This is a genomic window from Neobacillus mesonae, from assembly GCF_023715155.1.
Taxonomy (GTDB): domain Bacteria; phylum Bacillota; class Bacilli; order Bacillales; family Cytobacillaceae; genus Neobacillus; species Neobacillus mesonae_A.
In genome coordinates this window covers 60,148-71,897 of the sequence record NZ_JAMBNQ010000001.1, presented here as the reverse complement: position 1 = coordinate 71,897, position 11,750 = coordinate 60,148, and the positions used below count along the sequence as shown (strand labels likewise).

The window sequence follows — 11,750 nt, the reverse complement described above, 5'->3', positions numbered from 1 at the left end:
TTTACGGGAGAGTGATTTGTTTATGTTCAATGGATTCCTTGTAAAGCACAATGGTATTTCCAATAATTTGGACAATTTCTGCTCCTGAACCTTCAGCTAGTTCATTCGCAACAACTGTTTTGTCTTCTTCACAGTTTTGCAGCACACTTATTTTTATTAATTCTCTTGCCTCCAAGGCGTCAGAGATTTGTTTAACCATGTTTCCATTGACGCCGCCCTTCCCTACTTGAAAGATTGGATCTAAATGATGAGCCTTAGAACGTAAAAGTCGTTTTTGTTTTCCAGTTAACATGAAGTTCCTCCTAGCTGTTTTAACACATTCTCACGCATTCTTTTTATTTCAGGGAAAATCCCTGTCCATTTTTCAAAAGCAAGTGCCCCTTGATAAACAAACATATCGATTCCATTTTGGACATTTGCTCCCCTTGCTTCTGCTTCCCGTAGAAATTTTGTCTTTAAGGGATTGTATATTATATCACACACATGTGATTGCTGCTTTATTTTGTTCAAATCCAATGGCTGCTCAGATATTTTTGGTTCCATGCCAATCAATGTAGTTTGAACAACTAAATCATATTCACCCAACATTGTTTCGGCTTCTGCAAGCGTTAAAGCAGAAGATGAAACAGGATATGGACATTCATTAATTAAGCTTTGTGCTTTTTCCACTGTGCGGTTAGCAATGTCAATAGTCTCAGGTTCTTCTTTTGCTAAAGTAAAATAAATTGCCCTTGAAGCCCCGCCTGCTCCTATAATTAGAATCCTTTTACCGGCTGTACTTGGCATATAGGCTTGAAGCCCTTTTAAAAACCCAAGTCCATCCGTATTAAAGCCTTTTAGCTTTCCATTTTCATTGACTACTGTATTAACGGCTCCAATACTCGCAGCTAATTCATCTACTTCATCCAGAAAGGGAATAATAGCTGTTTTATGTGGTACCGTGACATTAAACCCGCCTGCGCCAATTGCCCTTAATCCTTTAGCAGCATCCTGAAGATTTTCGTTCTTCACTTGAAAAGACAGGTAATTGGCATCAATTTGGTAAAATGAAAATAAATCATTGTGCATGGCTGGGGACATTGAATGCTTAATTGGATCACCGATTACTGCAAAAAGTTTTTTCATTATTTCTCCCATCCCATATTTAAACTCAAATTAGCGATTTTCGTAAAACTGTTTGAACCCCTTTGGGGACATATGCCGTAACTTGGGCTCCTGGCTCATTTACCGTTACCCAGCCTAGTCCTGAAAAAACAATATCTGTTTTACCTTCTCTAATCACATATTCCTGTTTTACAAACTCTGGCAGTTTTGCACCTTGTTCAGGCCTTGGCGGGGTCAACAATTCTCCCGCATGATTTTCATAAAGTTCATCAGCCTTCTCGGTTTTCGTCCTGTGAATCATTAATTCATTCGCTAAATAACACACAAATGACCTCTTTGGACCACCGCTGATATAATCGAATCGGGCTAATCCGCCAAAGAACAGTGTCTGCCCTTCGTTTAACTGATACACCTTTGGTTTTATTTCTTTTTTAGGTGTGATGACTTTCAAATCTCTTTTATCTACAAAATGAGCCATTTGGTGATGGTTAATGATTCCCGGAGTATCAATTAATGCTTTTCCATCATCAAGCGGAATTTTAATCATATCTAAGGTCGTTCCAGGAAAATGCGAGGTGGTAATGACATCTCCCTCACCAGTAACTTCTTTAATGATGCTATTGATAAAAGTAGATTTTCCGACATTTGTACATCCTACTACATAGACATCCTTGCCTTTTCGCAGTTCATCAATAGCCTCTGCTGTTTCTCTCATCATCCACCCTTTACCGGCACTTACTAAAAAGATTTCTTTAGGTCTTAAACCGAGCTCATTTGCCTCATGCTTCATCCAATGAATTAACTTGTTATGTTTAACCGACTTGGGCAGTAAATCTACCTTGTTACCAACAAGGACAACATCGTTATTGCCGGCAAAGCGCTGGATTCCCGGGAGCCAGCTGCCATTAAAGTCAAATATATCAATGACCATGACAATCAAAGATTCTGTTTTGCCAATTTCATTTAAAATTTTTAGGAAATCATCATCTGTTAAGTTAACATCCTGAATTTCATTATAATGTTTAAGCCGGTAACAGCGCTGGCAAATTATTGATTCCTTTTCTAACGCTGATGGAGGGGCATAGCCAATCATTTCCGGATTCTCTGTCTGGACCTGAACTCCGCAGCCAATACAAATATGTTGTTTTAGGTCACTCACTGCTTAATCCTCCCACTGTAACATGCCTTTTTTTCGAAACCAATTCATAATTCTACGTTCGACAAACCGGTTAAATTTTGTCGCCAGTCCATCTGTTTGGGCAACTGGCACTACCAAAATTGTATGAAAACCGCCCCGGTTCCCGCCGAGTACATCCGTTAATAGTTGGTCGCCAATAACCACAGCTTCTTCTTTTTTAATCCCCATTTGCTTTAGAGCACGATTAAAGGCTCTTACCAAAGGTTTTCTAGCTTGGAAAATGAACGGGATTTTCAACGGATCGGCAAATGCCTTGACTCGTTGTTCATTATTATTAGAAACAATTGTAACATGTATATTGTTCTTTTTAATGTCTTCAAACCATTGAACAAGCTGCGGTGTGGCACTTGGACGGTCCCATTCCACAAGTGTATTGTCCAAATCGGTAATAATCCCTTTAATTCCTCTTTCCTTTAATTTTTCAGGTGATATTTCAAGAACACTTTTAAAATGTTCATTTGGTAAAAATTCCTTTAGCAAAAGGCTACACCTCATTAAATAAATTCAAACTTGTCCATAAAAATTGCCAGCTTCAAGCCTATTTTTGGAGCTTGAGCTTTTCTTATTCATTCTAACCAATTTTATCCTTTCTTTCAAAGAATATAAGTCCATCTTATTGTTTATCGTAGTGAAAACAATTCGTGATACTTGTGTCTATTTCGATTAAGGAATGAATGATAAAAAATAGAAGGAGGATTTTATCATTCATAAAAATTTTTCGACAAAATTCTTCAAATTCATCCTCTGTGGATAAAGTTATTAACATTATACCCATTGAATCAATCACTTTTCATACATTTATAAACAAATTAACCACAAGTTATCCACTTGTTTTGTGGATAACTAGAACGATTGTTCTATAGGAATAAATTTGGTAGATTAAGGGTACACCTATTGAACATACCATTCTATGAATCCTTTGTGGCAAATAGAACTCTAAATTTCATATGGAGGTGGATCCAGACATGCGTAAATTGTCGGATGAATTATTGATTGAGTCCTATTTTAAAGCGAAAGAATTAAATTTAAGTGAAGATTTTATTAATCTTATCGTGATGGAAATTCGCCGTCGATCTTTATATAATAAAATTAAATTATCTTCATAAATATGCCCTTTATCAAGGGCTTTCCTTTTTTTAAAACAACAAACACCGCATTAATGAGGCATCTGCCTCAAGAAACCAATTTTTTCTCCCACTTTCATTTCTTTTGGTGTCCGTATGGCAGCGTCTAACTGGAATATATCTTTTTCAAAAAGCAGTACGACAGTGGAGCCGAAAGTAAAATAAGCCATTTCGGAGCCTTTTTTGAGCTCTGAACCTTTAAATATTGTCTCAATCGAATTTACGAACATGGCCCCTACCTTTACAATCGCAACATGACCGGACTTTGTTTTGACTTCAGTAATTACGCGATAATTCTTTGCAAGTGTACGCACACCATATTTTAAACCCCATTTATTAACTGGATAGGATTTAGTGCCCAGCGTCCACTGTTTTGTCACTTCCCCATCAACAGGACTATGAATCCGATGATAATGGCTTGGGCTTAAATAAAGAATGATATATGTCCCATTAAGATACTTTTGCAGAATTCCCCGACTACCAAGCATCTCTTCAATAGAGTATGTTTTTCCTTTGACAACAATTTCGCTTGATTCTTGGATTCTCCCTGCATCTTCGAGCACCGCATCAACCGGGCTGACAACAGCATCTTCAGTTTGATCAATGGTTCTCGCTTCTTTTTTTAGCTGCCTTACAAATAAATCATGCAAAGTAGGATATTCATGTAAGCCTTTTTCCATTTCTTCCTGGTTTAATTGATAAACTTTCGCAAATGATGGAACTATCACCTTGCTGATTCGTGAACGGGCAAACCTTTGTAAAATGGCCGATGACCATCTGCCATTGGTTAATTCAATTAGAATACGATAAAACGGCTGAAGCATGAGATGACCCCCAAATAGTGTAAAAATACTCTTTACGTACAGACATAATGTTATTACAATTAAATAATATAGAATTAAGTGAACCTTCTGGCAATGAAAGGGGTGGTAAGAAGAAGTGTTCTTATTAGATGTACTAGACCAAACCATAAAAAAGATGAAAGCACAAACTGCAAATATCTTAACATTGATCAACCTATCATTCGGCGGCTTTGCCATTGTGTTTGTTTTAAACGAAAATTTACGATTAAGCTTACTGCTTATATTTATTGCCGCTTTAGCAGACCGATTTGATGGAATGGCTGCCAGAAAGTTTAACATTGAATCCGATTTAGGCAAACAATTGGATTCCATGAGTGATATTATATCATTTGGAGTTGCTCCAGCACTATTACTATATCAAGGAATTTTACATGAATTCGGCGGACCGGGTTCATTCTTTACTGTCTTTTACATTGGATGCGGGGCATTCCGATTAGCCAGATTCAATATTACAGAGGGTAATGGGTATTTTACAGGGTTACCAATCACTGCTGCTGGATGTTTAGCCACATTAAGTTATTTAGCCATTCCTTATCTGCCTTCCGAAACATTCTTATTTATCATCATCATCCTATCTTTCCTTATGATAAGTACCTTTAAGCTAAAAAAAGTTTAATTTTCCTATTAAAAATACATTCTTTTATTAAAAAAGACTTACTTTTGCATTTTGATTAGTAGGTCTTTTATTTTATTTTAAACAAACTGCCAAATAAAATTATTTGGACAGACACAATTTCTATTTTTCCTCATAGGAATTAATAATAGGCTATAGTCCTAAGTTTTTGGGGGGGATACGGATGTCTGGACTCTTAACAGCTCTTGGTTATTTAATGAAGGAATTCTTATTTCTTGTATCTTATGTAAAGAACAACGCCTTTCCTCAACCCCTATCCGCCGCAGAAGAAAGAAAGTATTTGCGATTAATGGCTGAAGGGGATCCACACGCCCGCAATATGCTGATTGAACATAATTTACGCTTAGTGGCACATATTGTCAAAAAGTTTGAAAATACCGGAGAAGATTCTGAAGACCTTATATCCATCGGCACCATCGGCTTGATTAAAGCCATCGAAAGCTATTCTGAGGGGAAAGGGACGAAGCTTGCCACATATGCCGCCCGTTGTATTGAAAATGAAATTGTAAAGTCAATAGTGTTGCGTATCACTTCGAAACAATCATTTCAAAAATATTTCCTCTTAACGTCACAATAACCGTTTTCACACAACACATTTATTTGTGAAGCAACCACGAAATTGAAAACGGGAGGGACGACACCAATGAGTAAAAAAGGGTATATCTCCGCAAGTAAATTTCACTCCGAATTCATAAGAAGCGACGCAACCGACCGACTAATTGCTAATTGCTATAACGCAATTAAAGAAAAAATTAGAAGGGAACGACGGAACAATGATTGCACTATACGCACGGGTATCAACCGAAGAACAAGCTAAAAGCGGGTATTCACTTCAAGACCAAATTCGCCAATGCCGTGAAAAGGCGGGCAAAAATGCGGAATGTATTGAATACGTGGACGACGGCTATTCGGGGGGATTCCTTGAACGTCCGGCACTTTCAAAATTACGGAATGACCTTCGGGAAGGACTAATTGACAAAGTTATTGTCTATGATCCCGACCGTCTATCACGGAAACTTGCGAATCAATTGATTGTTACGGAAGAAATCGAAAAACGGGCAAAATTAATCTTTGTCAATTCCGAATACAAGAATACACCCGAAGGAATTTTGTTCTACCAAATGCGGGGGGCATTCTCGGAATTTGAAAAGGCGAAAATCAAAGAACGTATGACTAATGGAAGACGTGCAAAGGCTCGCAAGAACAAAGTAGTCAAAGACGTCAAAGTTTATGGATACAAGTTCAATAAGGAATCGCAAGAACTCGAAATCTATGAACCCGAAGCAAAGATTGTTCGATTGATTTTCGAACTATTTACCGACCCACGGGGGCGGGTACAGGGTATAAACGGAATCGCCCACTATTTGACAGACAAAGGTATTCCGACCAAAAAACGAAAAGGCGTTTGGCATAGGCAAGTAGTCCGCCAGATTCTTATGAATGAAACCTACACGGGTGTATTCTATCACAACAAATGGAATACGGAAGGAATGCTCGTCAACAAATACAAGGATTCAGACGACGAAAAGGTTTCAATGACCTTACGACCTAAAGAAGAATGGATTCCCGTCGAAGTTCCTGTGATTATCGAAAAGGAAACATTCAAGTTTGCCCAAAAGTTGTTGAAGGAATCAAGACGTCGTTGGGCTGGTACTTCAAAGAACAAATATCTTCTTTCGGGATTGGTTCGCTGTGGCGATTGTGGCAATACCATGACGGGGCGACGGGCGAAGAATTGGGGAACTTACGTCTTTGAATATTCCGACGCCAAGAACACCGCAGGGGCAAAGCATAAGGGTTGTGGCAATCGGGTCAAATGCGAAGACCTTGACGCTTATGTATGGAATCATTTTGTCAATGTCATAACAACCGAAGGGGAATCGGCATATTCCGAAGTCGCCGCAACAACCGAAACCCAAGATTCAATTCCATTCGAAGAATCGGAATTACAACGCATTGAAGCCGAACTCATTCGTATTAAATCGGGTCGGAAACGTCTTCTTGACTTCATGACAAACAATGCCGATATTGTGGACGAAGAAGATATTCGCAATCAATTGAAAGAGTTAAAAGAAAAAGAAGATCACTTGTTGAAGTTGAAGGAAGAAACCGCTGCTTTACTTGAAGAACGGAAAAACAACGAAGTCAATGACGAAATTCGGGCAAAGGCGGTTGAACGATATTTTGAAAACGAAAATCCCGAATCTATGTCGATTGAAGAAAGGCAAGAACTACTTCGAATGTTATATCGGGAAATTCGGGTATATTCAAACGGAAAAATTGATTTCATTTCATTGTAGGACGTTCCAATTGGCGGAGCGTCTTTTCTTTCAAACAAAAAAACCGCCTTTCGACGGTTATGAAGTAAAGCACCCTATAGTTTAAGTATAATTCATCACAATCTCAGATTTTTTCTTAAGTAACCTGTGCAATTGATTGCAGTTGTTTAGCACAATCAAGCCATTTAGGTTTTACATTTTTACTAAATCTAAAATATCTTTTGGTTCCTTTAATACAAAGTCTGCTGATTCAAATCCTTCAGTTGTTTTAGCCCCCCATAGAGCAAGGGCAAATTTTACACCTGCACTTTTTGCACATTGCATATCATATATAGAATCTCCAATGTATATTGTTTCATCTTGATTAGCATTTAACCCATCTAAACAAGCTAATAAAGGTTCAGGATGTGGTTTATGTTTTGCAGTATCGCTTGCACATATCGTGTACTCAAAAAATGAGCTCAATCCAAATGGTTCAAATTCATCAATTAACTCTTGTTTTGTTTTTGAAGTCACAATACCAGTTATAACAGGGCTTTCTGATAATGTTTTTATAACATTTTCTAAATCCTGAAAAACATTTACCTCGTGAGAAAATTCTAGTACAGTCTCTGACCACTTTGGGTGAACACGTTCCACATCCATCACATTCAGTCTTCGTAATGTTTCTTTTCCTGGTATTCCTAAAGCAAATCTTAAATCCTCTAATTGATAATCTTTGCCCTCTTCTTTCAAGACTTTTTGTAAAGATTTTAATATAGCTTTTTCTGTATCTAAAATGGTTCCATCCACGTCAAAAATCACATATTGAAACAATCCTTATCCCTCCTTAGTTTCTAATTATATAAACACTTTACCATAATAATGAAAATAATTACTCTTGAACAAACCTGCAACGTTTGTTGAAGAATTTTCTAATCTTGTAAATTAACTCTACTTAGACGCTTTCCTACGGTTATTCAACTAATTTCGAATAACCCCGTTTCCCCTTGACGACCCTTTTGTCGTCCTTTCTTAAAGCCCACATAACGTGATTGATCTCACCAAATCGGATGCCGAATTTCTCATATATGTAATCGGAAATTTCTTCGTGTGATACTTCCACACCTTCGCCTTTCTGCCGCATGAACTCAATTATTGCGGGTTGGATTTCTTCCTTTCCAACCGTTTTTCTTCCATTTAGATATTCGTTCTTTGGCATAATGGACTCCCCTTTCATATTTTTGTAATATTATAACATATCCCCTCTACGATTGGTCGCTCGTTTGAAGGACGTTCCGTGACGTGTAGTGACCCGATATTTCAAAATTGTTGTGTATATTCTGAAAGCGTCTTCCTCCGCCAAAAAGACCCCCCGTCCCCCCTTGGGTGGGGTCGAATATTCCGTCCATTTCTTTCTGTGCTTGTGTGTAAAGCGATTGAATTCATTCCGAATAGTTATTGTCTTGGGATTAAATTTCGTTGACCATAAGGCTTATGTATGGTCTTGCAAAGATATAGCAATCGTTGTATAAACATACGGAAGACAACACGTCATTACAATTACTATCTTATGGACAAACCTATTGCTATTCGTCATATAATATAGATTACACGACCAATCGTATTTTGACGTTTTCAACAAATCCCTATAAACAAAGGGTTGGTCGATTTAGATTCGTCGTATATCAAAAATGTATTTTTCACTTTCGTCGTATAATGCGAAAATGTCCACTTGTATCATTACAAAAACGGCTGAATCCCTTACGACTGAATGTATTTTGCCGATTCCTTCCCGTGAAAATTTCGGACATTTCGGAACGCATAAAGCAATGTTTACGATGGAATCAATCCCTTTCGTTCGGTTCACGTTGTATTGAATGGAATGTCACTTTTGGTATTCGTGTGACATAGCGAAAAGCGGTTCAATCCCTTGCGTATCAACGCTTTATCGCAATAAAGAACTAAAGTGGTATTTCTATAATCGGACATATAACGACAGGCTTGCGGCTATTTTATGATTTTTTTAATGATGGAATATTAATTTTAGTGAATGAGGATATTAATCACAAATGATTGATAGTTTGGAGGAAGAATAGTGAAAATATTGTTTAATATTCTAATCGCTATATTCGCAACAATTACCGTACTAATTTCGAATCAAATTGCAACACGTCGGACATTAGTAAAGATCACTTCTTTTCAAGCAATTACAGGTTTTATAATTTCTGCGATTCATTCCACCATTTTATATCTTGCTTTAAAACAACAAATGAAAGGACAAAGCTAATCGCCCCTTACATATGTAATAGGGAACGCAATTTCTTAGGCGTTCCCAAGTTTGACCTATACTTGTCCTTTCGACTTCAACCAACTCATTCGTATTTGTTCCAATCGCTTTAATTCCGCCTTGACCGCTTTGACGTATGCTGCACGGGCTTCTGATTCTGTTTCAAACGTCCCGATATGCTTTCCACAAACTCCAACCTGGTATTTACCGCTTGACGTCTTCGTAAATCCTTTTGCATGGTTCAATTTATATTTCAAACAATTCTCACGGTCGGTAACCACTTCAAGGTTTTCGTCCCGATTATCAAGAGTTTGTTCGTTTTTATGATTGACTTGAATTGACATTCCCGTTTCTTCGAAAAATCCGTTGTATTTGGCAAGTTCCTGACGCATGATGAATCTATGCAATTGTTCCTTTCTTCGAATTCCTTTCCCAACGGCGATATTTGCGTAAATTCCATTGTTCCCTAAGAAAGCGGCGACTTTTCCTTTCTGCAATACTTCCGACAATCTATGCTTCGAAATTAGTGTTTCCCGCCCGTCCTTCAAGAAGATTGTGACACTTCCGTCGTCGTTGAACTTGAAGTCATTGAATCGGCGACAACCGTGCAAACCGTTCTTTCTCTTAATATAATTCAACAATTTGAACTCATTTTCATTTATTGGTTCAAATCTAATATTTCCATCAGCTTCAACAAACATATTGATGACCTCCTATCCCACGTTCGTTTTGGTGTGTTCATTTTGACCATTCAAAAAGACGCCCCGAAGGACGTCCTTACTTCTTTAATTCGATTGTCGTTAATTCTCCACTTTTTTCACGTTCCTTTTGTTGGCGGATCTGCTCGTCGTGCATTCCGATTGCAATTAAACAAATTGGTGGAAGATTGTGTCCTTCATTAAGCAATTTACGCCAATACTCAATTTGCTCGACGTTATGCTTTACATTTTCCTTTGCTTCTTTGACAATCTTTTTTGACTTCGGACTTTCCGCATAACCTTTCGCAATATCTTCTAATGCTTTACGTTGTGAATATGCCATATTAATTTAACCCCCTTTTATATCGTTCAAGACGTTCCTTTGCCCGTTCCAATCCCTTTGGTCGTGCGATACGGACTTCGGTTGTAGATACGCCAACTTCTTTCGCAATATCTTCAAGCGACTTGCCTTCACGTTTCATACGAAGAATATATCAAGCGTTTTTACTTCATATTCCGTCTGTTTCACTAACATTTCGAGTGCCGTCATTCCGATACCCCACCAAAATGTTTTTCAATTATGACCAATGACCAAACTGCAATCAAGAAATGAATCATTGCAAGAACATTCATAATTACTTCACCCAAACGGGAACACGACCGCTGGAATACGTTTTTTCTTGTGTTTCAGTCTTTAATCCAAGACAAAATTCTTCGGGAGTATAATCCTTTGGTGAATAGACTTTTCGTTCATTAATAGTTCGACCATACTTTTCGGTAGGAATCCCTAAGTCAAACAGCGTTTTGTTGTATTCTTGATTTACATTCCCGATTTCGTTCTTAATTTGACCAAGTTCGGCTAATTGCTTCAATAATTCATTTCTTGCTGCAATCACGGATTCGACCTTATTATCATATCGGGATTGAATTTCCTTCAACTGTTTTTCACGATGTTCTTTTGCGAATGGAACAAACTTTTCAACCGCTAATTTTTTACGGACTGCATAGGCACGTTGAAGAAGTTCGGTTGTTTCGGCAAGTTCAGATTTCTTTTCGTTCAACAATACCTTTGCTTGTTCAACGTCGGATTCAGAAACAATCCCTAAAAGTAATTGTTCGGTTGAATCTTCGATTGCTTGCGTCAATTCAATTACCTGATTCGTCAATTCGTCTTGCTTGTTTTCCAATTCTTGAATTTTAGACTTGACCGCTTCCAATTGTTGCTTTGACATAAATCAACTCCCCCCTTTTTACCGCAACACAATGTTGCGTTTGAATTTTCAATTAGATTTTTTCATTCACTTTCAAACCTACGCATGATTTTCAAATTGCGAATTGCTTCAATTTCTTCTGGCTTAACGTTGAATCGGTAAATAATTCGTTGTTTAAGTCGTTCGGAGATTGGCATTTTGCCGGATTCAATTAGCGAAATCATTTGTTGAGATACGCCAACTTCACGGGCAAAATCGCCTTGATTCAGTCCAAGATTCGTCCGCAATGCTTTGACAACAAATCCTTCCATACGTTCAACCTCCTTTTAAATTAGTAAAAAACAAGTTCTTGACCAAAAAGAAATGTCCC

General features: G+C 37.8%; 16 protein-coding genes and 1 pseudogene. 5 read left to right on the top strand and 12 right to left on the bottom strand.

Translation table 11 applies throughout. The features are described 5' to 3' along the window. Nucleotide 1: 1 nt before the first annotated feature. The 4 genes from yhbY to M3183_RS00385 are packed head-to-tail and all read right to left on the bottom strand — an operon-like array spanning nucleotide 2 to nucleotide 2,782. Complete coding sequence (yhbY, locus tag M3183_RS00400; protein WP_251465358.1) at nucleotides 2-292, bottom strand: ribosome assembly RNA-binding protein YhbY; 291 nt, start codon at nucleotides 290-292, stop codon at nucleotides 2-4. Next, complete coding sequence (aroE, locus tag M3183_RS00395) at nucleotides 286-1,125, bottom strand: shikimate dehydrogenase (protein ID WP_251465357.1); 840 nt, start codon at nucleotides 1,123-1,125, stop codon at nucleotides 286-288. The genes yhbY and aroE overlap by 7 nt, the downstream gene beginning before the upstream one ends. Nucleotides 1,126-1,150: 25 nt before the next feature. Next, nucleotides 1,151-2,263, bottom strand: coding sequence for a ribosome biogenesis GTPase YqeH (yqeH, locus tag M3183_RS00390; protein WP_311315333.1), 1,113 nt, complete (start codon nucleotides 2,261-2,263; stop codon nucleotides 1,151-1,153). Between the two features lie 3 nt (nucleotides 2,264-2,266). Beyond that, the gene (locus M3183_RS00385; RefSeq protein ID WP_251465356.1) at nucleotides 2,267-2,782 is read right to left on the bottom strand and encodes a YqeG family HAD IIIA-type phosphatase; all 516 of its coding nucleotides are present in this window, start codon (nucleotides 2,780-2,782) and stop codon (nucleotides 2,267-2,269) included. Nucleotides 2,783-3,267: 485 nt separating this feature from the next. Here M3183_RS00385 and sda point away from each other — a divergent pair, with 485 nt between their 5' ends. Continuing rightward, nucleotides 3,268-3,408, top strand: a complete 141-nt coding sequence (gene sda, locus M3183_RS00380) for a sporulation histidine kinase inhibitor Sda (protein WP_285878181.1) — start codon at nucleotides 3,268-3,270, stop codon at nucleotides 3,406-3,408. Nucleotides 3,409-3,458: 50 nt separating this feature from the next. Here sda and M3183_RS00375 read toward each other — a convergent pair whose 3' ends face one another. Beyond that, entirely contained in the window at nucleotides 3,459-4,250 is a 792-nt protein-coding gene (locus M3183_RS00375) for a phosphatidylserine decarboxylase (protein ID WP_251465354.1), read from the bottom strand. A gap of 115 nt (nucleotides 4,251-4,365) precedes the next feature. On the opposite strand from M3183_RS00375, the gene pssA reads away from it, so the two are divergent. From pssA to M3183_RS00360, 3 genes and pseudogenes are all read left to right on the top strand, one after another. Further along, on the top strand, nucleotides 4,366-4,905 hold the full coding sequence (gene pssA, locus M3183_RS00370) for a CDP-diacylglycerol--serine O-phosphatidyltransferase (protein WP_251465353.1): 540 nt from the start codon (nucleotides 4,366-4,368) through the stop codon (nucleotides 4,903-4,905). A 181-nt stretch (nucleotides 4,906-5,086) separates the two neighbouring features. Beyond that, nucleotides 5,087-5,461: pseudogene (locus M3183_RS00365) on the top strand (sigma-70 family RNA polymerase sigma factor); the annotation flags it as partial. 235 nt (nucleotides 5,462-5,696) lie between these two features. Then, nucleotides 5,697-7,223 carry a recombinase family protein gene (locus tag M3183_RS00360; RefSeq protein WP_251465352.1) on the top strand — a complete coding sequence of 509 codons (1,527 nt, stop codon included), beginning with the start codon at nucleotides 5,697-5,699 and terminating at the stop codon, nucleotides 7,221-7,223. Between the two features lie 171 nt (nucleotides 7,224-7,394). Here M3183_RS00360 and M3183_RS00355 read toward each other — a convergent pair whose 3' ends face one another. Continuing rightward, the gene (locus tag M3183_RS00355; RefSeq protein WP_251465351.1) at nucleotides 7,395-8,018 is read right to left on the bottom strand and encodes an HAD family hydrolase; all 624 of its coding nucleotides are present in this window, start codon (nucleotides 8,016-8,018) and stop codon (nucleotides 7,395-7,397) included. Nucleotides 8,019-8,157: 139 nt separating this feature from the next. Continuing rightward, a complete protein-coding gene (locus tag M3183_RS00350) occupies nucleotides 8,158-8,403 on the bottom strand; it encodes a hypothetical protein (RefSeq protein WP_251465350.1) in 246 nt (81 codons plus the stop codon). An 876-nt stretch (nucleotides 8,404-9,279) separates the two neighbouring features. Here M3183_RS00350 and M3183_RS00345 point away from each other — a divergent pair. Then, complete coding sequence (locus tag M3183_RS00345; protein ID WP_159362264.1) at nucleotides 9,280-9,471, top strand: hypothetical protein; 192 nt, start codon at nucleotides 9,280-9,282, stop codon at nucleotides 9,469-9,471. A gap of 56 nt (nucleotides 9,472-9,527) precedes the next feature. On the opposite strand, the gene M3183_RS00340 is transcribed toward M3183_RS00345, so the two are convergent. The 5 genes from M3183_RS00340 to M3183_RS00320 all read right to left on the bottom strand — a co-directional run bounded on the left by M3183_RS00340 (nucleotide 9,528) and on the right by M3183_RS00320 (nucleotide 11,691). Beyond that, nucleotides 9,528-10,172 carry a hypothetical protein gene (locus M3183_RS00340; protein ID WP_251465349.1) on the bottom strand — a complete coding sequence of 215 codons (645 nt, stop codon included), beginning with the start codon at nucleotides 10,170-10,172 and terminating at the stop codon, nucleotides 9,528-9,530. A 76-nt stretch (nucleotides 10,173-10,248) separates the two neighbouring features. Next, the gene (locus M3183_RS00335) at nucleotides 10,249-10,512 is read right to left on the bottom strand and encodes a hypothetical protein (protein WP_251465348.1); all 264 of its coding nucleotides are present in this window, start codon (nucleotides 10,510-10,512) and stop codon (nucleotides 10,249-10,251) included. 1 nt (nucleotide 10,513) lies between these two features. Beyond that, the gene (locus M3183_RS00330) at nucleotides 10,514-10,651 is read right to left on the bottom strand and encodes a hypothetical protein (RefSeq protein ID WP_251465347.1); all 138 of its coding nucleotides are present in this window, start codon (nucleotides 10,649-10,651) and stop codon (nucleotides 10,514-10,516) included. Between the two features lie 153 nt (nucleotides 10,652-10,804). Beyond that, a complete protein-coding gene (locus M3183_RS00325) occupies nucleotides 10,805-11,401 on the bottom strand; it encodes a hypothetical protein (protein WP_251465346.1) in 597 nt (198 codons plus the stop codon). A 62-nt stretch (nucleotides 11,402-11,463) separates the two neighbouring features. Then, a complete protein-coding gene (locus tag M3183_RS00320; RefSeq protein ID WP_251465345.1) occupies nucleotides 11,464-11,691 on the bottom strand; it encodes a helix-turn-helix transcriptional regulator in 228 nt (75 codons plus the stop codon). Nucleotides 11,692-11,750 lie beyond the last annotated feature (59 nt).